General features: G+C 72.6%; 22 protein-coding genes. 17 read left to right on the plus strand and 5 right to left on the minus strand.

The window, feature by feature from the left end; genetic code table 11:
• Positions 1-16 precede the first annotated feature (16 nt).
• From ABT070_RS35690 to ABT070_RS35765, 16 genes are all read left to right on the plus strand, one after another.
• Positions 17-835 carry an SRPBCC domain-containing protein gene (locus tag ABT070_RS35690; RefSeq protein WP_351766941.1) on the plus strand — a complete coding sequence of 273 codons (819 nt, stop codon included), beginning with the start codon at positions 17-19 and terminating at the stop codon, positions 833-835.
• Between the two features lie 139 nt (positions 836-974).
• The gene (locus ABT070_RS35695) at positions 975-1772 is read left to right on the plus strand and encodes an aldose epimerase family protein (RefSeq protein ID WP_351766943.1); all 798 of its coding nucleotides are present in this window, start codon (positions 975-977) and stop codon (positions 1770-1772) included.
• A gap of 35 nt (positions 1773-1807) precedes the next feature.
• A complete protein-coding gene (pyrE, locus tag ABT070_RS35700) occupies positions 1808-2356 on the plus strand; it encodes an orotate phosphoribosyltransferase (RefSeq protein ID WP_351766945.1) in 549 nt (182 codons plus the stop codon).
• Between the two features lie 201 nt (positions 2357-2557).
• The gene (fbaA, locus tag ABT070_RS35705) at positions 2558-3589 is read left to right on the plus strand and encodes a class II fructose-bisphosphate aldolase (RefSeq protein WP_351766947.1); all 1032 of its coding nucleotides are present in this window, start codon (positions 2558-2560) and stop codon (positions 3587-3589) included.
• 110 nt (positions 3590-3699) lie between these two features.
• A complete protein-coding gene (locus ABT070_RS35710) occupies positions 3700-5265 on the plus strand; it encodes an MFS transporter (protein WP_351766949.1) in 1566 nt (521 codons plus the stop codon).
• Positions 5266-5360: 95 nt separating this feature from the next.
• The gene (locus tag ABT070_RS35715) at positions 5361-5774 is read left to right on the plus strand and encodes a DUF3151 domain-containing protein (protein ID WP_351766951.1); all 414 of its coding nucleotides are present in this window, start codon (positions 5361-5363) and stop codon (positions 5772-5774) included.
• 160 nt (positions 5775-5934) lie between these two features.
• Positions 5935-6780: a tryptophan 2,3-dioxygenase family protein gene (locus tag ABT070_RS35720; protein ID WP_351766953.1), complete on the plus strand. Its 846-nt coding sequence runs from the start codon at positions 5935-5937 to the stop codon at positions 6778-6780.
• Positions 6773-7975 (plus strand): kynureninase, encoded by a 1203-nt coding sequence (kynU, locus tag ABT070_RS35725; RefSeq protein WP_351766955.1) that lies wholly within the window; start codon positions 6773-6775, stop codon positions 7973-7975. Before ABT070_RS35720 ends, kynU begins: the two co-directional genes overlap by 8 nt.
• A gap of 308 nt (positions 7976-8283) precedes the next feature.
• Positions 8284-9168, plus strand: coding sequence for an alpha/beta hydrolase (locus ABT070_RS35730; protein WP_351766957.1), 885 nt, complete (start codon positions 8284-8286; stop codon positions 9166-9168).
• 179 nt (positions 9169-9347) lie between these two features.
• Positions 9348-10358, plus strand: a complete 1011-nt coding sequence (locus ABT070_RS35735; RefSeq protein ID WP_351766960.1) for an alpha/beta hydrolase — start codon at positions 9348-9350, stop codon at positions 10356-10358.
• 82 nt (positions 10359-10440) lie between these two features.
• Complete coding sequence (locus ABT070_RS35740; protein WP_351766962.1) at positions 10441-11649, plus strand: acyltransferase family protein; 1209 nt, start codon at positions 10441-10443, stop codon at positions 11647-11649.
• 186 nt (positions 11650-11835) lie between these two features.
• Positions 11836-13350, plus strand: coding sequence for a sensor histidine kinase (locus ABT070_RS35745; RefSeq protein ID WP_351766964.1), 1515 nt, complete (start codon positions 11836-11838; stop codon positions 13348-13350).
• On the plus strand, positions 13347-14024 hold the full coding sequence (locus ABT070_RS35750; protein ID WP_351766966.1) for a response regulator: 678 nt from the start codon (positions 13347-13349) through the stop codon (positions 14022-14024). The genes ABT070_RS35745 and ABT070_RS35750 overlap by 4 nt, the downstream gene beginning before the upstream one ends.
• 180 nt (positions 14025-14204) lie before the next feature.
• Entirely contained in the window at positions 14205-15566 is a 1362-nt protein-coding gene (locus tag ABT070_RS35755; protein ID WP_351766968.1) for a sensor histidine kinase, read from the plus strand.
• Entirely contained in the window at positions 15563-16228 is a 666-nt protein-coding gene (locus ABT070_RS35760) for a response regulator (protein WP_351766970.1), read from the plus strand. Before ABT070_RS35755 ends, ABT070_RS35760 begins: the two co-directional genes overlap by 4 nt.
• 221 nt (positions 16229-16449) lie before the next feature.
• A complete protein-coding gene (locus ABT070_RS35765; RefSeq protein ID WP_351766972.1) occupies positions 16450-17667 on the plus strand; it encodes a cytochrome P450 in 1218 nt (405 codons plus the stop codon).
• Between the two features lie 424 nt (positions 17668-18091).
• On the opposite strand, the gene ABT070_RS35770 is transcribed toward ABT070_RS35765, so the two are convergent.
• From ABT070_RS35770 to ABT070_RS35785, 4 genes are all read right to left on the minus strand, one after another.
• Positions 18092-19429, minus strand: coding sequence for a DUF5667 domain-containing protein (locus ABT070_RS35770; protein ID WP_351766974.1), 1338 nt, complete (start codon positions 19427-19429; stop codon positions 18092-18094).
• A complete protein-coding gene (locus ABT070_RS35775) occupies positions 19426-19953 on the minus strand; it encodes an RNA polymerase sigma factor (protein WP_351766976.1) in 528 nt (175 codons plus the stop codon). Before ABT070_RS35775 ends, ABT070_RS35770 begins: the two co-directional genes overlap by 4 nt.
• A gap of 670 nt (positions 19954-20623) precedes the next feature.
• Complete coding sequence (locus tag ABT070_RS35780) at positions 20624-22192, minus strand: ABC transporter permease (protein ID WP_351766978.1); 1569 nt, start codon at positions 22190-22192, stop codon at positions 20624-20626.
• Positions 22189-23079, minus strand: a complete 891-nt coding sequence (locus tag ABT070_RS35785) for an ABC transporter ATP-binding protein (protein WP_351766980.1) — start codon at positions 23077-23079, stop codon at positions 22189-22191. Before ABT070_RS35785 ends, ABT070_RS35780 begins: the two co-directional genes overlap by 4 nt.
• 73 nt (positions 23080-23152) lie before the next feature.
• Between ABT070_RS35785 and ABT070_RS35790 the strand changes: the two genes are divergently transcribed.
• On the plus strand, positions 23153-23641 hold the full coding sequence (locus ABT070_RS35790; RefSeq protein WP_351766982.1) for a GbsR/MarR family transcriptional regulator: 489 nt from the start codon (positions 23153-23155) through the stop codon (positions 23639-23641).
• 148 nt (positions 23642-23789) lie between these two features.
• Here the strand turns inward: ABT070_RS35790 and ABT070_RS35795 are convergent, their stop codons facing one another.
• On the minus strand, positions 23790-25322 hold the full coding sequence (locus tag ABT070_RS35795; RefSeq protein WP_351766984.1) for an APC family permease: 1533 nt from the start codon (positions 25320-25322) through the stop codon (positions 23790-23792).
• Positions 25323-25367: the final 45 nt, after the last annotated feature.

Raw genomic sequence — 25367 nt, forward strand, 5'->3', positions numbered from 1 at the left:
GGTAGGCTCCGATGTCATGGAGCAAGAGGTGTTCGTTCCGGTTCCGGCCGAGCGGTTGAGGGCGGCCCTCGCAGATCCGGCGCTGGTGGCCCGGGCGGTCCCCGGGCTCCAGCAGGACGCGGGCACCGAGCCCGTCGCGGGGCGGCTGAAGGTACGGGTCGGCGGCCACACCATCACGTACCGGGGCGCCGTACGCGTCTCGCCGCGCGAGGACGGCGCGTACACCGTGGAGGGCGACGCGACCGAGGTGCGCGGCAGCGGGGTGGTGAAACCGCTCCTCACGCTGTGGCTGCGGGAGGCCGAGACGGGCACGACGCTCCGCTTCGAGGGGACGGCGTCGGCCGACGGCCGGATCGCGGAGCTGCCGCCGGAGGCGGTGGAGTCGACGGTCACCCGACTGCTCGACCGATTCGCGACGAACCTGGCCACGGAAGCCACGGAAGCAGTGGACACCGTGGAAGCCACGGAAGCAGTGGACACCGTGGAAGCCGCGGAAGCCGTGGATGCGGACGCCGTCGACGAGGTCGATGGCGTGGACGACGTCGACACGTCACCGGCGCCCGGGACCGTCTTCGAGGCGGAGGTGTCGCCCGCCGGGCTCGAGGACCTCACGGGGCCCGGAGAGCCGCCCGCCGAGGCCGCGCACGCGCGCCGGACGATGATCGGGCGCAGCGCCGAGGAGGTGGACCACGCCCCGCCGCGCGGCCGCTACGCGCCGGTCCCCGCCCCGCAGACCGTCGTACCCAACAGCACACTGCGGTGGGCCGCTCCGGCTGCCGCGCTGGTCGTGGCGTCGGCGATCGTCGTGGGCAGGGCACTGCGCCGACGCGCCTGACGCCCGGGACGCCGCACGCCGACGACGCGGGCACGCATGCCGAACCGCCCGGTTCCGGGGCGGAGCGGCCCTGTTCCTCGCGCCGCATCTCGGCCGGTCCGCCACCGCGCCGGTCTGATCGTCCCAGTAGGGTCGTCCCGTGAGTTACGAAGACATCACGCTGACCGCGGGCGACGCGGAGGTGACCGTCCAGCCGGGCAACGGCGGCCGGGTCGGTGGGCTGCGCGTCGGTGGCCTCGAACTGCTGCGCCAGGGAGAACGCTTCGGGTGCTTCCCGATGGTTCCCTGGTGCGGCAGGATCCGGGACGGCCGTTTCCGGGACGGCGGAGCCGTCCACCAGATGCCGCTCAACGCGGCGCCGAACGCCATCCACGGCACCGTCCGCGACGGCGCCTGGAAGGTGGCGCGGCGGACCGCCGCCGAGGCCGTGCTGACGTACAGCCTGGTGGACCCCTGGCCCTACCCCGGTCTCGTCACCCAGGTGTTCACGCTGACCGAGGACAGCCTGACCCTCGCGATGGCCGTGGAGACCCACGGCTCGTCCTTCCCGGCGCAGATCGGCTGGCATCCCTGGTTCAACCGCAACCTGGGCGGCCCGGACGACCAGGACGTGCGGGTCTCCTTCGACCCCGCGTGGCAGGAGGAGCGCGGCGACGACCATCTGCCGACCGGCAACCGCGTCGAGCGGAAGCCCGGCCCCTGGGACGACTGCTTCGGCATGCCCGGCGGTGTCGAGGTCGGCCTCACCTGGCCCGGCCGGCTGGCGCTGAAGGTGACCAGCCCCGAGGAGTGGGTCGTCGTCTACGACGAGCAGGAGGCGGCCGTGTGCGTGGAGCCGCAGACCGGCCCGCCCGACGGCCTGAACACGTTCCCGCGCCTGGTCACGCCCCTGGAGCCGCTGGAGGCCGGTACCACCTGGCGCTGGACCAGGCTCTGAGCCTGCCCTCCGGGCTTCGCCTTAAGCTGAGCGGCATGACGGACGTACGTGGCGTGCTGCTGCAGCAGATCAAGGACAAGGCCGTGGTGCACGGCAAGGTGACCCTGTCGTCGGGTCTGGAGGCGGACTACTACATCGACCTCCGCCGCATCACCCTCGACGGGGAGGCCGCGCCGCTGGTCGGGCAGGTGCTGCTGGACCTGACCGCCGAGCTCGACTTCGACGCGGTGGGCGGTCTGACCATGGGCGCCGACCCGGTGGCCGGCGCCATGCTGCACGCGGCCGCCGCGCGCGGCCGGCGGCTGGACGCCTTCGTCGTCCGCAAGGCGGCGAAGGCGCACGGGCTCCAGCGGCGGGTCGAGGGCCCGGACATCAAGGGCCGGCGCGTCCTGGTGGTCGAGGACACCTCCACCACCGGCGGCTCGCCGCTCGCCGCCGTGGAGGCCGTCCGTGAGGCGGGCGCCGAGGTCGTGGCCGTGGCGACGATCGTGGACCGGGCGACCGGCGCCGACGAGAAGATCCGCGAGGGCGCGGGCGTGCCGTACCTGTTCGCCTTCTCGAAGGATGAACTGGGTCTGGACTGACGGCCCGTATTGACCTGCACTGTGACCTGCACGTCGACCAGCCCGTTGACCTGCACTTGACCGGCGTGTGGACCAGGCGTGGACCATCCGCCCAGGTCTGGAAAGATGGGGACGACGATGACGTCGCACCCCAGGTCTAGGTCAGGGCCGTAGTACGCAGATCGACAGATCGCCAACCCGCAGACACCAAGGAGCGGACAGATGCCCATCGCAACCCCCGAGGTCTACAACGAGATGCTCGACCGGGCGAAGGCAGGCAAGTTCGCCTACCCGGCCATCAACGTGACCTCGAGCCAGACCCTGCACGCGGCACTGCGCGGCTTCGCGGAGGCGGAGAGCGACGGCATCGTCCAGATCACGACGGGTGGCGCCGAGTTCGCGGGCGGCCAGTACAGCAAGGACATGGTGACGGGCGCGCTGGCCCTCGCCGAGTTCGCGCACATCGTCGCCGAGAAGTACCCGGTCACCATCGCGCTGCACACGGACCACTGCCCGAAGGACAAGCTCGACGGGTTCGTCCGTCCGCTGCTCGCGATCTCCGAGGAGCGCGTGAAGGCCGGCCGCAACCCGCTCTTCCAGTCCCACATGTGGGACGGCTCGGCCGAGACCCTCGCCGACAACCTCACCGTCGCGCAGGAGCTGCTCGCCCGCACCGCCGCCGCGAAGATCATCCTCGAGGTGGAGATCACCCCGACGGGCGGCGAGGAGGACGGCGTCTCGCACGAGATCAACGACTCGCTGTACACGACGGTCGACGACGCGGTGCGCACCGTCGAGGCGCTGGGTCTGGGCGACAAGGGCCGCTACCTGCTGGCCGCGTCCTTCGGCAACGTCCACGGCGTGTACAAGCCGGGCAACGTCGTGCTCCGCCCCGACCTGCTCAAGGAGCTGAACGAGGGCATCGCCGCGAAGTACGGCAAGCCGGCCGGCTCCCAGCCGTTCGACTTCGTCTTCCACGGCGGTTCCGGCTCCACCCCGGAGGAGATCGCGACCGCGCTGGAGAACGGCGTCGTCAAGATGAACATCGACACGGACACGCAGTACGCCTTCACGCGTCCCGTCGCCGACCACGTGCTCCGCAACTACGACGGCGTCCTGAAGGTCGACGGCGAGGTCGGCTCCAAGAAGACCTACGACCCGCGGACCTGGGGCAAGCTGGCCGAGGCGGGCATGGCCGCGCGCGTCACCGAGGCCACGCAGCACCTGCGCTCGGCGGGCCAGAAGATCAAGTAACTCCTGAAGGCACCTCCGGAGGCATCTGCCGAGATACCCCCGGAGGTACTACGGGTACGGGTGAGCCCGGCGTCTGTCTACGACGCCGGGCTCGCTGTATACCTGGGGGCATGCCTGACGTCCGGTTGGCCTCGCCGCAGGGCAAGTGGATCCTGCTCACCACCGTGCTCGGTTCCAGCATGGCCCTGCTGGACTCGACCGTCGTCAACGTCGCCCTTCCGCGCATCGGCCGCGACCTGGACGCCGACCTGGCCGCCCTCCAGTGGACCGTCAACGCGTATCTGCTGACGCTGGCCGGGCTGATCCTGCTCGGCGGTTCCCTGGGCGACCACTACGGGCGGCGCAAGGTGTTCGTGATCGGGGTGGTGTGGTTCGCCGTCGCCTCCCTGCTGTGCGGGCTCGCCCCGAACGCGGGCGTGCTGGTCGCCGCCCGGGCGTTGCAGGGGGTCGGCGGCGCGCTCCTCACCCCGGGTTCCCTCGCGCTCATCCAGGCCTCCTTCCACCCCGAGGACCGGGCGCGGGCGGTGGGCCTGTGGTCCGGGTTCGGTGGCATGGGGGCGGCCGTGGGGCCGTTCCTGGGCGGCTGGCTGGTGGACGGTCCGGGCTGGCGGTGGGTGTTCCTGCTGAACGTGCCGCTGGCGGTGGTGTGCGTGCCGGTGGCGTTGCGGCACGTGCCGGAGTCGGACGGGCGGCCCGTCCGTTCGAGCGCGACCGGGAGCGCCGCCGGGAGCGTGACCGGGGGTGCGGCCGGGACTGCGGCCGGGGGTGCCGCCAAGGGCGCGGCAGGGCGTCCGCAGGGGCACTTCGACGTGCTGGGCGCCTTCCTGGGCGCGCTGGCGCTCGCCCTCGTCACCTACGCGCTGATCGAGGCCCGGAGCGGACCCGTGGGGGTCGTCGTGGGGGCGGCGGTCGCGGGACTGCTGGCCGGGGTCGCCTTCGTGGCGGTGGAGCGCCGCCACCCCGACCCGATGCTGCCGCTCGACATCTTCGCGTCCCGCCAGTTCACGGCCGTCAACCTGGTCACGCTGTGCGTGTACGCGGCCTTCGGCGGCTTCTTCTTCCTGTCCGCGGTCCAGCTCCAGGTCGTGGTCGGCTGGTCCGCCCTCGGCGCCGGTACGGCGCTGCTGCCGACGACCGTGCTGATGCTGCTGCTGTCCGCCCGCTCCGGCGAACTGGCCGAGCACATCGGACCGCGGATCCCGCTCACCGCGGGCCCGCTGCTGTGCGCCGCAGGGATGCTCCTGATGCTGCGCGTGGGGCCCGGCGCGTCCTACGTCGCCGACGTGCTGCCCGCCGTCCTGGTGCTCGGTTCCGGCATGGTCGCGCTGGTCGCGCCGCTCACCGCGACCGTGCTGGCCTCCGTGGACGTCTCACGGGCCGGGGTGGCCAGCGGCGTCAACAACGCGGCGGCCCGCGCGGCCGGTCTCGTCGCCGTGGCCGCGCTGCCCCTGCTGACCGGGATGAGCTCGGAGGCGTACCGCTCGGCCACCGCCTTCGACGAGGCGTTCCGGCGGGCGATGGTGCTGTGCGCGGGCGTGCTGGTGGTGGGCGCGGTGGTCGCCTGCACGACGGTGCGCCGCCCGGCCCCGGACTGCCGCAGGCCGGAGTGCAGGACCCACGGGAGCGTGCTGGCGCCGCCGCTGGAGGGTGAGCGGACGAAGGGGCGGCTGTCGTAAAGGGGCGGCTGTCGTCGAGGGGGCCGGGGCGGCGGTTGTCCGGGTTTCCCCGGTGGGCCGGGGCCGCGGGCTCGCGGATGGCGCAGACTGGAGGCATGTCCCTTCACGAAAACCTCCTCGGGGGCCCGCCCCCGACCCACCTCCCCGACGACCCCGAGCCGCGCGAGCTCCTCGCGAACGGCACGGCGCCCGCCGACGTCGCCGCGAAGTACCCGACGTCCTCGCTGGCCTGGGCCCAGCTCGCCGACGACGCGTTCGAGCGGGGCAGCGTGGTGGAGTCGTACGCGTACGCCCGTACGGGGTACCACCGCGGCCTGGACAGCCTGCGCCGCAACGGCTGGAAGGGCCACGGCCCGGTGCCGTGGGAGCACGAGCCCAATCGCGGCTTCCTGCGTGCCCTGCACGGCCTCGCCCGCGCCGCGCAGGCGATCGGCGAGCAGGCCGAGTGGGAGCGCTGCTCGCAGTTCCTGAAGGACTCCTCGCCGGTGGCGGCCCAGACCCTGGGTTAGTCGTTCACCTGTGTGTTCTTCCGGGGCCCGTCTGGTGTGACCAGGCGGGCCTTGCGTTTTTGGGACACCATTGCGCAATATGTGCCGGTGGGGACCGGGGCCCCCGTGTCGGTAACGGCAGGGGCGGACCGCTACCCGGAGTACACATCAGGAGACAGCGATGTCCCAGCAGGCTCAGCCCCAAGAGGCTTCGGAGCCCGAGACCCCGCATCTCGACTTCGCCGGCACGACGCCGTACGAGGACTACGTCAAGGCGGACGTGCTCACCCACCTCCAGCACACCCTCTCCGACGATCCCGGAGAGATGGTCTTCCTGGTCACCACCCAGGTCATGGAGCTGTGGTTCACGGTCATCGTGCACGAGTGGGAGACCGCCGCGCAGGCGCTCCGCCAGGACCGGGTGCTGGTGGCGATCGACGCGCTGAAGCGTTCCGTCCGCGAGCTCGACGCGCTGAACGCGTCCTGGCGGCCGCTCGGGCAGCTGACCCCGGCGCAGTTCAACTCGTACCGCTCCGCGCTCGGCGAGGGCTCCGGCTTCCAGTCGGCGATGTACCGCCGCATGGAGTTCCTACTCGGTGAGAAGTCCGCGTCCATGCTGGTCCCGCACCGCGGCGCGCCCCGCGTCCACGCGGAGCTGGAGAAGGCGCTGCACGAGCCGAGCCTGTACGACGAGGTGCTGCGGCTGCTGGAACGGCGCGGTCACGCGATCCCGGCGGCCGTCCTGGCGCGTGACGTCTCGCGCCGCTACGAGCCCTCGGCGGAGGTCGAGGCGGTCTGGACGGCCGTGTACTCGGGTGACGAGGGTGACGAGATCGCGCGTCTCGGTGAGGCGCTGACGGACGTCGCCGAGCTGGTGTGGCGCTGGCGCAACGACCACCTCGTCGCCACCCGCCGCGCGATGGGCGCGAAGGCGGGCACGGGCGGCTCGGCCGGCGTGGCCTGGCTGGAGAAGCGCGCGCAGAAGAACGTGTTCCCCGAGCTGTGGACGGCCAGGTCCCATGTCTGAGCGCCCCGGCTTCGAGCAACTCGCCGTCAAGGCGAAGGAGTTGGACGGAGGCGACGAACTGGCGGGCAAGCGCGCCCAGTTCCTTCTCGACGACGGCGTCTACCTCGACGGCAACTCGCTGGGGGCGCTGCCGCGGTCCGTCCCTGGGCACGTCGAGGACGTCGTACGGCGTCAGTGGGGCGCGCTGAAGATCCGCTCCTGGGACGAGAGCGGCTGGTGGACGGCGCCCGAGCGGATCGGTGACCGGATCGCCCCGCTGGTGGGCGCGGCGGCCGGGCAGATCGTCGTCGGCGACTCGACAAGTGTCAATGTCTTCAAGGCGCTTGTTGCAGCGGTGCGCCTGGTGGACGGCGCCCGGGACGAGATCCTCGTCGACGCGACGACCTTCCCCACGGACGGTTACATCGCCGAGTCCGCGGCCCGTCTCACCGGCCGCACCCTGCGTGCGGTGACACCGGGCGAGGTGCCGGCGGCGCTGTCGGAGCGTACGGCCGCCGTGCTGCTCAACCACGTCGACTACCGCACCGGGCGGCTGCACGACCTGCCGTCGCTCACCGCCGCGGTGCACGCGGCGGGCGCGATCGCCGTCTGGGACCTGTGCCACAGCGCGGGCGCCCTGCCCGTCGGTCTCGACGAGCACGGCGTGGACCTCGCGGTCGGCTGCACCTACAAGTACCTGAACGGCGGCCCGGGTTCACCGGCGTACCTGTACGTCCGCCACGGCCTCCAGGACCGGTTCGACTCACCGCTGCCCGGCTGGAACTCGCATGCCGAGCCCTTCGGCATGCGGGAGACGTACGAGCCGGCGGCGGGCGCCCCGCGCGGGCGGGTCGGTACCCCGGACATCCTGTCGATGCTCGCCCTGGAGGCGGCGCTCGAGGTCTGGGACGGGGTTTCGGTCGAGGCGGTGCGGGCGAAGTCGTTGGCCCTGACGGACTTCTTCCTGGAATGTGTCGCCGCGTACGTCCCGGAGGGGCGGGTCGAGTCGCTGACTCCGGTGCGTCACGAGGAGCGCGGCAGCCAGGTGGCGCTGCGTTGCGAGGAGGCCGGCGAGGTCATGGCACGGCTGATCGGGCGCGGGGTCGTCGGCGACTTCCGCCGCCCGGACGTCCTGCGCTTCGGCTTCACCCCGCTGTACGTCGGGTTCGCCGACGTGGAGCGGGCGGCGCGGGTGCTGGCGGAGGAACTGCGCTGACCCGGCCGCCACCCGGCGGACCCGGTCGGCGGACCTGTCGGCGGACCTGTCGGCGGACCCGGTGGGCAGACCCGGTGGGCTGAACCGGCCGGGTCCCCTGGGCGTACCTAGGGGTACGCCCAGGGGGTTTCCCGGCGGGCGGGCCTGCCGGGGCGGCGGAACAGCAGAACCGTTTACCTGAACCGTTTGCCTCTCACCGAGCGTGACATCCGCGTGTCCGCGCACGTCACGGGCCTGATACCGTCCCGGCCAGCGGCCGAATTCTCACCTGGTCCGCCAAATCCGTTTCACCGCTGAGAGGTTGGAGCATGCCGGACGACGTTGTCGCAGCCCGGGCCGCCGCCGAGGAGGCGTCGGCCTTCGCGCATCCGCCCGTCGAGCCCGACGTCACCACGGCGTACGGAGATCACCCCGACCAGGTGATCGACTTCTACGCACCGCGAGCACAGGTCGGGCCGGGCGGGTCCGTCCCGCTCGTCGTCGTGCTGCACGGCGGGGCCTGGCGGGCGCCGTACGACCGGCGGCACATCACGCCCTTCGCGGACTTCCTGGCCCAGCGCGGTTTCGCCGTGGCCAACGTGGAGTACCGGCGGGGCGCCGGGAGCCCCGACCCGGAGGAGACATCCCTGATCGCGGGACGCTGGCCGGACACCTTCGACGACGTCGCCGCGGCCCTCGACGCGCTTCCCGACCTCGTCCGGGAGGCCGTCCCGCAGGCCGACGCCCGCCGCACGGTGCTCACCGGTCACTCGGCCGGCGGCCACCTCGCCCTGTGGGCGGCGGCCCGGCATGTGCTGCCCGCCGACGCGCCCTGGCGCACCGGGGGTTCGGCCTCGCTTCGGGGGGTCGTCGCGCTGGCTCCGATCGCCGACTTCGAGGTCGCCGAGAAGCTGGACGTGTGCGACGGGGCGGCCCGCCAACTCCTGGGCGGGGAAGAACAGTTCGGGGAGCGACGGCCGTACGCCGACCCCGCGCTGCTGTTGCCGACCGGAGTCGCGACGACCCTCGTCCAGGGCCGCACCGACCTGGTCGTCCCGCAGGCGGTCGCCGAGGCGTACGCCGACGCGGCGGCGAAGGCGGGGGAGGTGGTGGGCCTGACCCTCCTGGAGGACGTCGGCCACTTCCCGCTGATCGACCCGGCGGCGGACGCGTGCGCGGTGGTGGCGGAGGAGATCGCCCAGCTGGCGTGGTGACAGGCCCCGGTCTGTCCCCGCCCCCTCCCTCGTCGTCAGCCCCTGGTTGTCGTACCCGTAGTACCTGAGAGCTACGTCGAAGAAGAGCTCCTCAGCGGGACGCGAACGACGAGCGCCGATCCGTAACTTCCAAGCCAGAAAGGCCCGATGTCCGGGCGCACTGGTGGGGGAGGGGCGGGATGGCGGAGCTTCGTTTTCGCGGGCGGTGGCGCCGTGCGAGGGAAACGCGTGGGGGGCGGCACTGGTTCCGCGCCCTCCTGGCCGTCCTCATCACCGCCGCCGTGGTCGTCCCCCTCACGGCGGCGGCGGCCCGGCCGCGGATCCCCGCCCCGCCCCCGGCCGCCCTCGCCCCGCTGACGGCGGCGACCCTGGAGAAGACGTACGCCGCCAACCGGGCCAACGCCGCACTGGCGTCCCGGATGGCCGCCGCCCACGGGGACCGTCACCGCGCCGCCGCCGAGCGGGAGCTGGCCGCCCCGTCCCGCAGACTGCTCTCCTTCGACGGCCGGGGCTTCGGCCGGGCGGCCGAGGTGTTCGGGGACCTCGCCCGGGCCGACCGTGTCGCCGTTCTCGTACCGGGCTCCGACACCTCGCTGGACACCTTCGGCCGCTTCCGCGCGGGAGCGGCGGCACTGCACCACCGCCTCTCCGGACAGCCGGGCGCCGACTCCCGTACGGCGGTGGTGGCCTGGCTCGGCTACACCACTCCCGGCACCGTCAGCGCCACCGTGATCACCCCGGACCGCGCCGACGAAGCCGCCCCGGACCTGCGGGAGTTCCTGCGCGAGCTGCGCTCCGTCACCGCGCCGGGCTCCAGGTTCACCCTCCTGTGCCACTCGTACGGCACGGTCGTGTGCGGCCGCGCCGCCCCCCACCTGGACGTGACGGATCTCGTCCTCCTCGGCAGCCCGGGCACGGGCGCGGAGTCGGCGGCGGACCTGCGCACCCGTGCGCGGATCTGGGCGGCCCGGGGCGCCGACGACTGGGTGGCGGACGTCCCGCACGTCAGCGCCGACCTGTTCGGCACGACGGTCGGCTTCGGCGCCGACCCCCTGTCCCCGTCGTTCGGCGCGCACGTCTTCGCGGCGGGCTCCGGCGGCCACAGCGACTACTTCAGGCCGGGCTCGCCCTCCCTGGCCAACATCGCCCGGATCGTCCTCGGCGAGACCTCGGAGGTCACCGGTGCGTGAGACACGGGAGCGTGAGACACGGGAGCGTGAGACACGGGAGCGTGGGGCAGCGGTGCGTGAGACGCGGGAGCGGGAGTCACCGGTGCGTGGGTCACAGGGGTGGTTGTCCGGGATCCGGCGGGCCGCCGTCCGGATCGACGCCGCCACGCCGGCGCGGCGCGACCGGGCCGTGGACGCCCTGCGGGCACTGGCGATCCTCGGCGTCGTCCTCGGCCACTGGCTGGTGACGGCACTCGTCGCCGACGGCGGAACCCTGCGCGCCGCGAGCCCCCTGGGGCCCATGCCCTGGCTGGCCCCGGTGTCGTGGATGTTCCAGACCCTCGCGGTGTTCTTCATGGTGGGCGGCCATGTGGCGACCCGAAGCCTCGCCTCGGCCCGGGCGCGGGGCGGCACCTACGGCGCGTGGCTGAGAGCCCGGCTGGCGCGGCTGTTCGTCCCGGTCGCCGCCGTGGCGGCGGTGTGGACGGTCGCCGCGGTCGGCCTCCTGCTCGGCGGCGCGTCCTTCGTCACCGTGCACACCGTGGTCAAACTGGCGCTGTCCCCCCTCTGGTTCCTGCTGGTCTTCGCCGTGCTCACGGCCGCGACCCCGCTGCTGGTCCGGCTCAACCCGCTGTGGCCGCTGGCCGTCGTCCTCCATGTGGACCTGGTGCGCTTCGGCCTGGGCGGCCCGTCCTGGCTGGGCTGGGTGAACGTGGTGGCGGGCTGGCTGGTGCCCTACACCGTCGGCGCGGCCTGGACCCGCGGCGAGCTGGAGCGGCCCCGCGCGGGCCGGCTCCTGCTGGTGGGCGGGGCGGTGGCGACGGCGCTGCTCGTCGCCCTGGCCGGATACCCGGCGTCGATGGTGGGCGTGCCGGGCGCGGCGGTGTCCAACCTCAACCCGCCGACGCTGGCCGCCGTCACCTTCGGTCTCGCCCAGTGCGGACTGGCCCTGCTGCTGCGTGACCGGCTGCGCCGGGCCATGTGCCGGCCCCTGGCCTGGGCGGCGGTCGCGGTGGTCAACCTCTCGGCGATGACGGTGTTCCTCTGGCACCAGACGGCCATGATGGCGACCACCGCGACGGGCCTGTTCGCAGGTCGCCTGCCCGGTCTGCACACGGTCCCCGACGGACTGGAGTGGGTGGCGGCCCGGCTGCTGTGGCTGCCGGTCTTCGCCCTGGCGCTGGGGGTGTGCTGGGCTGCGTTCCACGCCTGTGAACGCGGGCCGCGCCGTCCCGGCGGCCGCAGGTCCCGGGTGATCCGCGTCCACCACCGTTCCGGCCGGGCGGAGTCGAAGGCGGCCCCCAGTGCCTAGGTCGTGTCCGCGGAATCCCGCCCGGCTCGCGGCGTCCGGCAGGCACGCTCGCCGTGTTGCCGGATCGCCCCCGTACACCCGGTACGAGGGAGACCCTCCGCCTTGCGATCGCACGCACCGGACGCCGCGATCCCTGCCCTGCGGGCAGACGGCGCCACTTTGCGGACACGACCTAGGGTTGAGCCCGTGAACGGCGAGGAGAGCAGCACCCCGACCGAGCGCGCCGCCCTCGCACCCACCGGCCAGGCCCGCTTCCGGCGCCCGCGTACCCCCTTGCGCGACCGCTTCGGCGCGTCCCGCTCCGCCGCGGCCGCCCCGCGCCGGCGCGGATTCCGTCTGCTGCGGCGGCTCGGGTACCTGGTGGTGTGCTGGTCCGCCCTCGGGATCGCGCTGGCCGCCACCGATCAGATGGGCCGCTACGACCTGGGCACGGAACTGGGGGTGCTGACCGGGTTCGCCCAGGGCGCGGCCGTCGTCCTCGCCCTGTGGCGGCCCGTCCCGGCGTGGGCGCTGTCACTGGCCGGCGTCGTCGTCGCCGCGGTGGCAGCCCGGCCGACCCTGGTGGGGCATCCGCTGCCAGGTCCCGCCTGGCCGTGGAACACCGCCGAAGTCGTCGCCCATGCCCTCGTGCTCCTGTTGTTGGCGCTGCGCATGCGCACGCAGGTGTCCTTCGCGGCGCTGACCGCCACCGCCCTGACGACCTGGCTGGTCCAGGGCCGGATCGGCGGCGCGACCTACACCTCGACCGGGGTCACCGCGGTCGCGGTCTTCGGAGCCGTCGTGCTCGTCGGCACCGCGTTCCGCGGTCTCGGCGAGGCCCGTACCCAGCTCGTCGAGCAGGAGACGATCACCGCCGAGGAACGCGGCCGCCGCACGCTGCTGGAGGAACGCAACCGGATCGCGCGCGAACTGCACGACGTGGTCGCCCACCACATGTCGGTGATCTCCATCCAGGCCCAGGTCGCCCCGCACCTGGTGGAGAACCCGTCCGAGGAACTCAAGGAGAACCTCGCCGGCATCCGGAAGAACGCCCTGGAGGCGCTCGCCGAACTGCGCCGGGTGCTCGGCGTGCTGCGCTCGGAGAACCCCGAGGACCCCTACGGACTCGGCGCGGCCGGCACCGGAGCCGCCCCGGACACCCCACAGCCCACGCTCGACCGCCTCGACGCCCTCATGGAGAACACGCGGGCCGCGGGGCTGGACGTGGTCGCCACCGTCGAGGGCGAGTCGCCCGTGTATCCGCCGGGGGTGCAGCTGTCGGCGTACCGGATAGTCCAGGAGGCGCTCAGCAACGCCCTGCGGCACGCGCCGGGTTCCCGGGTGCGGGTGGAGGTCACCCACCATGCCCGGGGCCTGCACCTGGAGGTCACCAACTCCCGCCCGCGCGCACCCGTACCGTCCTCCCCCGGGGCCGGGCACGGTCTGCTCGGGATGCGCGAGCGGGCGGTGATGCTGGGCGGCCATGTCAGCGCCTACCCGACCCTGCACGGCGGTTTCGCGGTGTCGGCGTTCCTCCCGCGGGACGGTGCGGCGACGCCCGGCGACGACGACTTCGCGGATCCCGGCACCCCCGAGGCCCTCGAACTCGTCTTCCCGGACGACCCGGAGGACCCGGACGACCCGGAGCACCCGGACGACGACCCGGGCGCTGTGCACGACGCGGGCGCCCCGCCCCCGACAGGAGGAGAAGGAACCCCATGACGACCGGCGGCACCATCCGCGTACTGATCGCCGACGACCAGGAGATGGTCCGGCAGGGCTTCACCGTGCTGCTCAACGCCCACCCCGGCATCGAGGTGATCGGGCAGGCGGTGCACGGCCTGGACGCCGTCGCCAAGGTCGACGAACTCGCCCCGGACGTCGTGCTGATGGACATTCGCATGCCCGAGCTCGGCGGCATCGACGCCACGCACCGCATCACCCTCGCGCACCCGCACATCAAGGTGCTGGTGCTCACCACCTTCGACCTCGACGAGTACGTGTACGACGCGCTGCGGGCCGGGGCGTCCGGCTTTCTGCTGAAGGACGCCTCCGCGGACCGGCTCGCCGAGGCGGTCCGGGTGGTGGCGGCCGGCGACGCCCTGCTCGCGCCCGTCATCACCCGCAAGTTGATCGCCGAGTTCTCCCGCCTCGACGGCAAGCCCAGAGCCCCGCTGAAGGAGCGGGTCGGCGACCTCACCGAGCGCGAGACGGAGGTGCTCACCCTGATCGCGCAGGGTCTGTCCAACGCGGAGATCGCCGACCACCTCTTCGTGGCCGAGCAGACCGTGAAGACACACGTGGGCCGCATCCTGGTGAAACTGGGGCTGCGGGACCGCACCCAGGCGGCGGTGTTCGCGTACGAGTCGGGACTGGTGAGACCGTCGGGGTACTGAGCGGTGGCTCGCCCGTGGCTCCCCGGTGGTCCCGGTCGGCGGTGTCAGGCGGTGCCCCGTCGGCCTCGGTCGGCGGTGTCAGGTGGCGCCCTGTCGGCCTCGTAGTACTTGAGAGGGATCCGCACGAACCCCTCTCACTGGTGACGACCGGGACCCCTTCCCCCGCATACCGTTCTGAGCGTGACAGAGACGACGCAGACGCACACCACGCGCCCGGACGACCCGGACGACTCCCACGAGGCCTACCGGCCGCGGAGCCCGGAGTTCAGGGCGGCCGTGGACGCCCTGCGCGGCCTGCGGGAGGACCTCTTCCACGACGCCTTCGCCTACCGCCCGCTGCCCCGCAAGGAGCCCGAGGGCCGCGTCCTGCGCCGCCTGAAGGGCCGCAGGCGGGAGTACGCGGCCTGGTCCCGGCACGGGATGGTCGGGGCGGCCGGCGCCCTGGCGATGCTGATCGCCTGGTCGGACTCCGACGACAGCGGCGTCGATCTCCTGAGCGGCCTGCTCGCGCTGGCCCCGGTGCTGCTGACGCTGGTGCGGCCGGTCGGCGCGTTCTGGCTGTCGCTCGCGGGGACCACCGCCGTCGCGGCCATCGGCAGCACGTACACCGAGTGGCCCTGGCTGCCGGGCAGCTTCGCCGCCCACCTGGTGGTGCTGACGGTCGTGGCGATACGCACCCGCCCGCGCACGGCGGCGTGGATGTGGCTGGTGACGGCGGCCTACGGCTTCGTCGCCGAGACCGTCTTCAGCTGGGGCCACTACTACACGAACGTCGCGCCCATGCTGGTCTTCTCGGCGATCCTGCTGCTCGCCGTCACCGTCTGGCACATCCGTCGGCAGGCCGAGGAGAAGGTGACGGCCCAGCAGACGGTGACCGCGCACGAGCGCTCCCGCCGCACCCTGCTGGAGGAGCGCACCACGATCGCCCGCGAGCTGCACGACGTCGTCGCCCACCACATGTCGGTGGTGGCCATCCAGGCCGAGGCGGCCCCCTACCGGGTGGAGAACCCGCCGCCGGAGCTGGAGAAGGCCTTCGCCACCATCCGGGAGAACGCGGTGGCGGCTCTCACGGAGCTGCGCCGGGTCCTGGGCGTGGTCCGCGCCGAGGACTACGAGGTCCCCGACGCCCCGCAGCCCACGCTCGCCGAACTGGACGGGCTGATCGCCAACGTGCGGGAGACGGGCCTGGACGTGGAGAAGACGGTCACCGGCGCGGTGCGCGAGCTGCCCCAGGGCGTGGAGCTGTCGGCGTACCGGATAGTCCAGGAGGCGCTGAGCAACACGCTGCGCCATGCTCCCGGGGCGGGCGCCCGGGTGGAGATCGGCTATGTGCTGGGCGGCCTGGGGCTGCGGATAGTCAACGGCGCCCCGCCGAACCCGTCGCTGATCAAGCCCTCGCCCGGCGCCGGCCACGGCATCACGGGGATGCGGGAGAGAGTGAGCATGCTGAACGGCGAGATGACGGCGGAGCCGACCCCGACGGGCGGCTACGAGGTGACGGTGTTCCTGCCGGTGCCCGCCGCGAGTGAGAGTGGAACATGACGATCCGAGTACTGATCGCCGACGACCAGATGATGGTGCGCGAGGGCTTCTCGGTCCTGCTGAACGCGATGCCGGACATCGAGGTCGTGGGCGAGGCGGTGAACGGCCGGGAGGCGGTCGACCGCGTCCGCGAACTCGCGCCCGACGTGGTCCTGATGGACATCCGCATGCCGGAGCTGAACGGCATCGAGGCGACACGGGAGATCGTGGCGGCGGACGGCTCGGCGAAGGTCCTGGTACTGACGACCTTCGACCTGGACGAGTACGTCTACCAGGCGCTGCGCGCGGGCGCCTCGGGCTTCCTGCTGAAGGACGCGTCGGCCCGCCAACTCGCCGACGGGGTCCGGGTGGTGGCGGCCGGCGAGGCGCTCCTGGCCCCGTCCGTCACCCGGCGCCTGATCACGGAGTTCTCCAAGCTGTCCGACATCCCGAGACTGTCGCCGACCGCACAGGCGGCCTACGGCGATCTGACCGAACGGGAGACGGAGGTGCTGGTCCTCATCGCCCAGGGCCTGTCGAACCTGGAGATAGCCGGACGGCTGGTGGTCGCGGAGTCCACCATCAAGACCCACGTGAGCAGGATCCTGGTCAAACTGGGCCTGAGAGACCGCACCCAGGCGGCGGTCTTCGCCTACGAGGCCCGACTGGTGACCCCGGGCTGACCCTCCCGTCTGCGCCGGATCGGTTTCGCGCTCGCGGCCGGGCCCGTTGCCGCCGATCGCAGGGGGCCGAAGGCACGGTCCGGGAGGCTCCCGCCACGGACCCGGATGCATCCGCTCCAGGACGCCTGGAGCGACTCGGGTACGCCGGAACCTGCCGTCGAGGTGGGCCGCACAGCCAGGACCCCCTGGTCAGCAGCTCGCCGAGCGGCTAGCGTCCGTTCATGGCAGCAGTTGACGCTCTCTCCTTCGACCCCTGGGATCCCGCGTTCGTGTCGGACCCCTACCCGGCCTATGCCGAGCTTCGGGAGCGGGGGCGGGTGATCTACTACGAGCCGACCGACCAGTGGCTGGTGCCGCGGCACGCGGATGTCTCGGCGCTGCTGCGGGAGCGGCGGCTCGGGCGGACGTATCAGCACCGGTTCACGCACGAGGACTTCGGGCGGACGGCTCCCCCGGCCGAGCAGGAGCCGTTCCACACGCTCAACGATCACGGGATGCTCGACCTGGAACCGCCCGACCACACCCGGATCCGGCGGCTGGTGTCGAAGGCGTTCACCCCGCGCACGGTGGAGCGGCTGCAGCCGTATGTGCGGCGGCTGGCCGGGGAGCTGGTGGACCGGCTGGTGGCGGCGGGCGGGGGCGACCTGCTGAGCGATGTCGCCGAGCCGCTGCCCGTCGCCGTGATCGCGGAGATGCTGGGCATCCCGGAGTCGGACCGGGGGCCGCTCAGGCCCTGGTCGGCGGACATCTGCGGGATGTACGAGCTCAGCCCGTCGAAGGAGACCGCGGCGAGGGCGGTGCGGGCCTCCGTCGAGTTCTCCGAGTATCTGCGGGAGCTCATCGCCGCTCGGCGCAAGGAGCCCGGCGACGATCTCATCTCCGGTCTCATCGCCGCGCACGACGAGGGCGACCGGCTCACCGAGCAGGAGATGATCTCGACCGCGGTGCTGCTGCTCAACGCGGGGCACGAGGCGACCGTGAACGCCACGGTCAACGGGTGGTGGGCGCTCTTCAGGAACCCGGAGCAACTGGCCGCGCTGCGCGCCGACCACGCGCTCGTCCCCTCCGCCGTCGAGGAGCTGATGCGGTACGACACCCCGCTCCAGCTCTTCGAGCGGTGGGTGCTCGACGACATCGAGATCGACGGGACCACCGTGCCGCGGGGGGCCGAGATCGCCATGCTCTTCGGGTCGGCCAATCACGATCCGGCCGTCTTCGCCGACCCCGAGCGGCTCGATCTCGGCCGCCCGGAGAACCCGCACATCTCCTTCAGCGCGGGCATCCACTACTGCATCGGCGCCCCGCTGGCCCGTATCGAGCTCGCCGCCTCGATGACGGCCCTGCTGGAACGGGCCCCCACCCTGGCCCTGGCGTCGGAGCCCCTGCGCAAGCCGAACTTCGTGATCCGGGGACTGGAGGGACTCAGCGTGACCCTCTGAGACGGCCTTTGGGACGACCTCTGAGGACGGCCCTTGGGACGACCGGTCCCTGAGACGGCCCCTGAGACGGCCCCTGAGACGGCCCCTGAGACGGCCTCAGCGCCGGCCGCCCCGGGTCCCCCGGCCGGCCGGGGCGGCTCCGGGACGACCCGCCGGCCGCGGGCCACTCACGAGTCCGGGCCGACTGCCAGGGCCCGCGCGCCGCACCGACAGCCCGGGCGCCGCGCCCATGGCCCCGGACGACGGGTGCGGCACCCATGGCCCCGGGCGCCGCGCCCGTCGTCCGGGCGTTGCACCCCTAGCCCGCCTGACTCCTTCGAAGAAACAGGTTCCTTCGCTCTCCTCGTCGTCGGCTCGGACCGGGAGGCGCACGCGCGGCGCCTCCCGGTCTTTGTGCGCGGGGATGAACTCGGCGTGCCAGTAGCTAGACCTCGGCTGTCCGGTGCGTTCTGCCGCCGGGGTCCTCGCCCGGCTCTGCGGAGCGGGGGAGCCGTGCGGGAGACGGGTCGGCGGTGGGGGCCGACGGCTCTTGAAGCGCCGTCGCCGTCCGTTCGATGGAGTCGAAGACGACCGTGACCTCGTCGGCCACGTCCTCCAGTCGTGCCGGAAGCCGGTCGCGGACCTGCGCCCAGTCCCCGCGGTGGGCGTTCGAGAAACCCGACAGCACTTCGATCGGCTCCTGTGATCCGTTCCTCCGGTACTCGCCGACCAGCAGTTCCTGTCCGGCTGTGGTCTCCCGGAGCAGGCCGAGCAGTGCCCTGCGGAGGTCACCCGTGTAGCCGCCGACGCCGATGGTCTTGTCGCCTTCGGCCCGCGTGTTTTCACGGGCGACTCGTAGTTCGAGTTCTCGCAGCTCGGTCAGCCTCGTGGAGGCGAACCCGAGGTGGACCGCACCGCGCTCGGCGTCCCCGTCGGCCATGTCGAGGTGCAGGTCCTCGATTCCCAGCTTCATGCCGTACAGCGCGTCGCCGGGCAGCGCGTCCGTGCTGGAGGCGGCGAGCCCGCCGAAGCCTCCGGTCGCGACCGCCACGGCCAGGCCCAGTGCGGCGAACGTGCGGGCGAACCGGGACCGGGGCCGAGGCGGCGCGCCACGGTCCTGGCCCGGACGCTTGCCCTTGCCCTTGCCCAGGCCGTGGAAGCGGCCTCGAGCGGTGCGCCGGTGTGCGCGCTGTGTCGGTACGACGGGGTCCGCGACGGACCCGTCCCGGACCATCTGCTCCATGGCGGCCACCAACTGTGCCCGTTGAACGACCTTGACCTCGGGGTCGAGTACGGGACACGGCAGCGAATCCAGTGCGCTCGCCAGGAGGAGGAGCCGGGACCGCCCGGGTTCCTCGCCGTCCCGGTCCGGGCCCGGTTCATCACCCTCTTCCTGGCGAGGATCCCGGCCCGCCTCCTCCAGGGCCTGGGCGAAGGCGCTCGCGCGGCGGTGTGCCAGGACGCGGACATCGCCTCCGCCGTGTGAGGACATCGCCACGGAGCCGCCGCGCGGAGCGGCCGCCGCGAGACTTTCCGGCACAGCGGCCGTCGCGGTGCCGGTCATCGGGGCGGTGATCGGGGCGGTGATCGGGGTGGTGTTCGGGGCGGGAGCGGGGTCGGCGGCCGCAGCGGCCTGCCGGACCCTGCCCAGCATGGCTGCCTGGGCCTCCGGGGTGAGCAGCGGGAGGTGGGAGGCGAGATGGTTCTCGGCCACCGCGAGCCGTGCGGCGACCGACGGGTCCGGGTGGACTCCGGGCTTCGTATCGGATGTCTCCTCGGTCATCGCTCCTCCTCCCTCGTGGTGAGGAACTTCCGGAGCCGTCGTGCGGCGTCAGTCAGTTGGGTGGTCACGGTGCTGCGGCTCTTGCCGAGTTCCTCGGCGACCTGGTCCGGTGGCTTGTGGAGCATCCAGCTCATGACGGCAACTTCGCGCATGGCCGGCGGAAGCTCCTGGAAAGCGGCGATGACGTCGTCATAGATGATCTTTCCTTCCAGGGGGTCGGCCGTGGTCTCGAGCGGCCTGGTGGCGTTCAGCCGCTCGTGCAGACGGACTTCCCTCACGCGGTTGCGGTAGTGGCGTGTGATGCCGTTCCTGAGGACCGTGAACAGATAGGCGGCCGGGTTCTCGATCGACGCCCATCGGGTGAGGATCTCGACGAACGCCTCCTCGACGATCTCCTCGACGTCCGCGCTCGGCGCCTGGACGTGGACGAACGTCACGGCTTGTCCGTAGTAGGTGTTGAACAGGTCGGTGAACGCGGCATGAGAACCGTCCGGGGTTCCGCCGTCGCGGCTCCTCTCGGTCACCGGCCCCCGCCCGCTTCACCCACGGGGCCGGCGTCACCCACGGTGGAAGGACGGGGCGTCCCACGGAAGGGCGTGCCTGGACCGCCACCGCACCGGCGACGGCGGGGCGGCCGGGGGCCGGGAATCCTGCGGGGGGAACGGGGGGCCGCCTGGCAGACGTCGTCTCGGGGTTCCGGCAGGCGGAGTTCCCAGACCAGAACCGAGCCTGCGCGCGAGCGGTGCTCTTCGCGGACGGTGCCGCCGGTGTGGGCGAGTTCTCGCAGAACGGCGCGATTGAGCCGCTGACGAGAACGGTCGCGGACCCACAGGCAGACCGCCCGCGTGTGAGCCAGCAGGCTGACCACCAGGATCGCGCTCGGGGCGAGATGGTGCACGATGGTTCGTCCTTCGATGCGTTGGGAGGAGGTAACCCTGACGCATGAAAGGGGAAGTCGGGCCGTCATCTGACGAGTCGGCGGTAATCGGAAGAATGGGCGACGCGTCACCCGGTTGTACCTCGTTCGCCCCGGAGCAGTACGCGGCCGCAGGCCCCGTGATGCCCCGGCCCGGGGCCTGGGGCCCGGGGCCTGGGGGGTGGGCGGCGAGGTCCTCGTGGCGGCCCTGGTCACCCTGGTCACCCTGGTCGCCGCAGGTCGACCGGCCAGGGCCGCGCTGAAGAACATCGGACCTGCTAGGCCGTCATGTCCCGTCGGCGTAGGGCCGCCAGCCCCGTGGCCGTCAGCGCCGCCGCCGCACCGGTGAGCACCAGCACCGGCCCCCACTCCGTGCCGCCGCCCGGCAGCTTCGGCAGGTGGCCGTAGGGCGACAGGTCCAGGACGGCCCGCGGGGCGTCCAGCGCGGGGCCGATCCAGCCGATGAGCAGGAGGGCGCCCGCCACCCCCCACGCGGCCGGCGCCAGCCGCGGGGCCGTCCCGTAGAGCAGGACGGCCAGGGCGCCGACCAGCCAGATCGCCGGGAGCTGCACCAGACAGGCGCCCAGGATCGGCAGGATCTCCTTGCCGTAGCCGGCGGCGAAGCCCAGTCCGGCGAGGAGCATGATCAGGGTCGCGCCGCCGAAGGCGATCAGCAGGTGACCGGCCGCCCAGCGCAGTCGGCCCACCGTGTTCGCCAGGACCGGCTCCGCGCGGCCCGACGTCTCCTCGCCGTGCAGCCGGAGGACGGACGACACGACGTACAGGGCGGCGACCAGGCCGAGCGTGCCGATCATCGAGGCGAGGAACGCGTCCGTCAGGTCCGATCGGCCGCCCATCCGCTCGATGATCTCGCGGGCCCTGTCGTTGTCGCCGACCAGGTCGGCCGCGCCCTTCGTGAGCCCGCCGTACACCACCCCGGCGAGGAGGAAGCCGACGCTCCAGCCCAGCACGGCGCCCCGTTGCAGCCGCCAGGCCAGCGCGCCCGCCGAGGCCAGTCGCCCGGCCGCCGGTCCCGGCCGGGTCGGCAGGAAGCTCATGCCCACGTCCCGGCGGCCGGCCAGCCCGTACGCCACCGCGGCCTGCGCGGCGACCGCCCCGGCGAACAGCAGGAGCACCCACCACCGCTCGTCGGCGAACGCCCGCAGGTTCTCCAGCCAGCCGAGCGGGGACAGCCAGGTCAGCACCGAGGTGCCTCCGTCGGCCGCCGAGTCGCCCGCCGCCCGCAGGACGAACGCGGCGCCCAGGACGGCGGCCGTCAGGCCTCGAACGGACCGCGCGCTCTCGGTGAGCTGCGCGAGGATCGCCGCCATGGTCGCGAACAGCATGCCCACCCCGGCCAGTCCGAGGCCGAAGGCCACCGCCCCCGCCGCCCCCTGGCCCGCCAGGCCCGCCGCCACCAGCAGGGCCAGGACGCCGTTGGCGACCCCCGCCGCCAGCAGTGCCGCGGTCAGCGAGGCGCGCCGGCCCACCGCACCGGACGCGATGAGTTCCTGACGGCCGCTCTCCTCCTCGTCACGGGTGTGCCGGACGACGACCAGCAGGCTCGTCGCCGCGGCGAGCAGGCCCGCGAAGACGCCGACGCGCCAGGCGGTGAGCGCGCCGAGGGAGTCGTCGAAGGCAGGGCCGATCAGCGCGCGGAAGGACGCGTTGGTCTCCAGCCGGCGGAGCAGGTCGGCGCGGTCGGCGGGGGTGCCGTACAGGCCGTTCAGGGTGCTCGGCATGGAGAGGACCATCAGGGTGTTCACGGCCACCCAGACCGGGATCAGCACGCGGTCGCGGCGCAGCGCGAAGCGCAGGAGCGGGCCGGTGCCCGCCAGCGCGGTCATGCCCCCGCCTCCTGGTAGTGCCGCAGGAACAGCTCCTCCAGCGTCGGTGGCGTGGACCTCAGCGACCGTATGCCCGAGTCGGCCAACGACCGCAGCACCGCGTCGAGTTTGTCGGTGTCGACCTGCAACCTCACCTGCTTCCCCTGTACGTCGAGGCCGTGCACGCCGGGCAGTTGCGCCAACCCGTCGGGGGAGTGGGCGAGTTCGGCCGTCACGCTCGTCCTCGTCAGGTGGCGCAGATCGGCCAGCGATCCCGTCTGCACCGTGCGGCCGCTGCGGATGATGCTGACGCGGTCGCACAGCTCCTCGACCTCGCTGAGGATGTGGGAGGACAGCAGGACCGTCCGGCCGCGGTCCCGTTCCTCCCGTACGCAGCGTTGGAAGACCTCCTCCATGAGGGGGTCCAGGCCCGAGGTCGGCTCGTCCAGGATCAGCAGGTCGACGTCCGAGGCGAACGCGGCCACCAGGGCGACCTTCTGGCGGTTGCCCTTCGAGTACGTACGGCCCTTCTTGGCGGGGTCCAGTTCGAAGCGGTCGATCAGGTCGGCCCGGCGGGCCGCGTCCAGGCCACCGCGCAGCCGGCCGTACAGGTCGATGACCTCGCCGCCGGAGAGGTTGCGCCACAGGGTCACGTCGCCGGGGACGTACGCGATGCGGCGGTGCGCCTCGACCGCGTCGGTCCACGGGTCGAGGCCGAGGACCCGCGCGGCGCCGGAGTCGGCGCGCAGCAGGCCGAGCAGGACGCGCAGGGCGGTGGACTTGCCGGCGCCGTTGGGGCCGAGGAAGCCGTGCACCTCACCGGTCTCGACCTCCAGGTCGAGGCCGTCCAGGGCGTGCGCGCGGCCGAAGGACTTGTGCAGTCCGGACACCGAGATGGCCTTCGTCATGCTGCTGAACGTACGCTTCTTTCAGAAATTTGTGAAGTTAAGGAATCATGCAAAAGTCCTTTAGAATGCGGGCATGAGCGAGAACGGGCGGGACGCGGAGGCCGTGTCGAAGTTCGTCGAGTCCTTCGCGGCTCAGCTCGTCGAGGCGGGGATGCAGCGCATGGCGGCGCGGGTCTTCGCCGCGCTCCTCTCCTCCGACGAGGGCGTGATGACCTCCGCCGAACTGGGCGAACAGTTGCGGATCAGCCCCGCCGCCGTCTCCGGCGCGGTGCGCTACCTCGCCCAGGCGCACATGGTGTCCCGTGAGCGGGAGCCCGGCTCGCGCCGGGAGCGCTACCGGGTGCACGGCGACCAGTGGTACGAGGCGCTGACCAACCGCGACACCCTCATCAAGCGGTGGGAGGGCGCGCTGCGCGAGGGCGTCCTGAGCCTCGGCCCGGACACGCCCGCCGGACGCCGCATGGCCGAGACGCTCGCCTTCTTCGAGTTCATGGAAGGCGAGCTCCCGGCCATGATGGAGCGGTGGCGCGTCCACCGGGTGACGGTGTTCGGGGAGGGCTAGCGCGCTCCGTCGAGTGTTTCCCGTCGGGCGCTCCGCGTCGGGTGCTCCCTGTCGGGCGCTCCGCGTCGGGGTGCCCCCTGCTGGGTGTCCCCGCCGGGTGCTTTCTGCCCGGCGCTCCCCTGCCCGGCGCTTCCCGGCGGGCGCCCCGCTAGCGCTCCTTCGTCTCCTCCAGCACCGTCCGGCCCAGCAGCCGGTAGCGGGACGGGTCGCGGTGCTTGAGGTACTGGGCGTAGCCGACGCCGGCCGCCGCGATCAGCGCGACCAGCCACGGGGTCGCCTTCAGTACCAGCGAACCCGACTCGGGCCCCGCCGCGACTCCCATGTTGGACACCAGCAGCGTGACCACGGCGAGCATCGCGACGCCGCCGACGAGCGGGGCGGTGAACGTCCTGAACCAGTGCCGGCTCTCGGGGTGGTGGGAGCGGAAGTAGACCAGCACGGCGAACGAGCACACCGCCTGCACCACCAGGATCGCCATCGTGCCGAGGATCGCGAGCAGCACGTAGGTGCCGGTGTACGGGTCCTTGCCGGCCGCCCAGAACGCGCCGATCAGGACGGCCGAGACGACGGTCTGGACCAGGCCCGCGATGTGCGGGGAGCCGTGCCGGGCGTGGGTGCGGCCGACGGTGTTCTTCAGGGAGGGCAGGACGCCCTCGCGGCCCAGGGCGTACATGTAGCGGGCGGCGCAGTTGTGGAAGGCCATGCCGCAGGCCAGCGAACCGGTGATCATCAGCCACTGCATGACGTCGACGGCCCAGTGGCCCACGTACCGCTCGGTGGGGTCGAAGAAGAGCGCCAGCGGATCGGCGGTGGCGACCTGCACGGCCTTGGACTGCCCGGTGCCGATGATGGCCATCCAGGAGACGAACACGTAGAAGACGCCGACACCGAGGACCGAGATCATCGTCGCCTTGGGGATGATCTTCTTCGGGTTGCGCGACTCCTCGCCGTACATCGCCGTCGACTCGAAGCCGACCCACGACCAGAAGGCGAAGAAGAGTCCGAGGCCCGCGCTGGTCCCCTGGAAGGCGTTGACCGGGTTGACCGGGTCGATGCTGAAGCCGTCCGGGCCGCCGCCGTGGAGGGCGACCGAGACCGCCATCGCCGCGAGGATCGTCACCTCGGTGGCGAGCAGGACGACGAGCAGTTTCTCGGCGACGGAGACGCCGAACCAGGTGCCCGTCGCGTTGACGGCGAGCATCAGCACCGCGAACGCCCACCAGGGGATGTCGAGGCCCGTCTGGTCGTTGAGGGTGGTGGTGGCGAAGGTCGAGAAGATGCCGATCAGCGCCGGCTCGAACACGACGTAGGCGAAGGTCGCGAGGAGCCCGGAGGCGAGGCCGACCGAGCGGCCGAGGCCGTAGGAGATGAAGCCGTAGAAGGCGCCCGTCGAGGTGATGTGCTTCGCCATCGAGGTGAAGCCGACGGAAAAGATTGCCAGGACGACCATTGCGACGAGGTAGCTCGCCGGGGCGCCGATGCCGTTGCCCGACGACACCATGAAGGGCACGTTGCCGGTCATCGCGGTGATCGGCGCGGCTGTCGCGACGGCCATGAAGACCACCCCGAGCAGGCCGATGGCGTTGGGCTTGAGCCGGTGAACGGCACCTTCGCCGTCCGGCTTCGCCGCTGTGTCCGCCGTCGTGTCCGCCGCTGAGGCGACGCCCTCGTCCACTGCCATCGGGGTGGCCCCTCTCCTGGTCGTTGCTGGTGTGCTGGACCGGAA

This window comes from Streptomyces sp. NPDC002884 (assembly GCF_040295245.1).
Classification (GTDB): Bacteria; Actinomycetota; Actinomycetes; order Streptomycetales; family Streptomycetaceae; genus Streptomyces.

Excerpts from the sequence above, each read along its gene's own strand:
- ABT070_RS35760 (WP_351766970.1), top strand. The coding sequence starts at position 15,563 with ATGACGATCCGAGTACTGATCGCCGACGACCAGATGATGGTGCGCGAG.
- fbaA (WP_351766947.1), top strand. The coding sequence starts at position 2,558 with ATGCCCATCGCAACCCCCGAGGTCTACAACGAGATGCTCGACCGGGCG.
- pyrE (WP_351766945.1), top strand. The coding sequence starts at position 1,808 with ATGACGGACGTACGTGGCGTGCTGCTGCAGCAGATCAAGGACAAGGCC.
- ABT070_RS35710 (WP_351766949.1), top strand. The coding sequence starts at position 3,700 with ATGCCTGACGTCCGGTTGGCCTCGCCGCAGGGCAAGTGGATCCTGCTC.
- ABT070_RS35735 (WP_351766960.1), top strand. The coding sequence starts at position 9,348 with ATGGCGGAGCTTCGTTTTCGCGGGCGGTGGCGCCGTGCGAGGGAAACG.
- ABT070_RS35750 (WP_351766966.1), top strand. The coding sequence starts at position 13,347 with ATGACGACCGGCGGCACCATCCGCGTACTGATCGCCGACGACCAGGAG.
- ABT070_RS35690 (WP_351766941.1), top strand. The coding sequence starts at position 17 with ATGGAGCAAGAGGTGTTCGTTCCGGTTCCGGCCGAGCGGTTGAGGGCG.
- ABT070_RS35730 (WP_351766957.1), top strand. The coding sequence starts at position 8,284 with ATGCCGGACGACGTTGTCGCAGCCCGGGCCGCCGCCGAGGAGGCGTCG.
- ABT070_RS35765 (WP_351766972.1), top strand. The coding sequence starts at position 16,450 with ATGGCAGCAGTTGACGCTCTCTCCTTCGACCCCTGGGATCCCGCGTTC.
- ABT070_RS35790 (WP_351766982.1), top strand. The coding sequence starts at position 23,153 with ATGAGCGAGAACGGGCGGGACGCGGAGGCCGTGTCGAAGTTCGTCGAG.
- ABT070_RS35715 (WP_351766951.1), top strand. The coding sequence starts at position 5,361 with ATGTCCCTTCACGAAAACCTCCTCGGGGGCCCGCCCCCGACCCACCTC.
- ABT070_RS35720 (WP_351766953.1), top strand. The coding sequence starts at position 5,935 with ATGTCCCAGCAGGCTCAGCCCCAAGAGGCTTCGGAGCCCGAGACCCCG.
- ABT070_RS35795 (WP_351766984.1), bottom strand. The coding sequence starts at position 25,322 with ATGGCAGTGGACGAGGGCGTCGCCTCAGCGGCGGACACGACGGCGGAC.
- ABT070_RS35770 (WP_351766974.1), bottom strand. The coding sequence starts at position 19,429 with ATGACCGAGGAGACATCCGATACGAAGCCCGGAGTCCACCCGGACCCG.
- ABT070_RS35780 (WP_351766978.1), bottom strand. The coding sequence starts at position 22,192 with ATGACCGCGCTGGCGGGCACCGGCCCGCTCCTGCGCTTCGCGCTGCGC.
- ABT070_RS35785 (WP_351766980.1), bottom strand. The coding sequence starts at position 23,079 with ATGACGAAGGCCATCTCGGTGTCCGGACTGCACAAGTCCTTCGGCCGC.
- kynU (WP_351766955.1), top strand. The coding sequence starts at position 6,773 with ATGTCTGAGCGCCCCGGCTTCGAGCAACTCGCCGTCAAGGCGAAGGAG.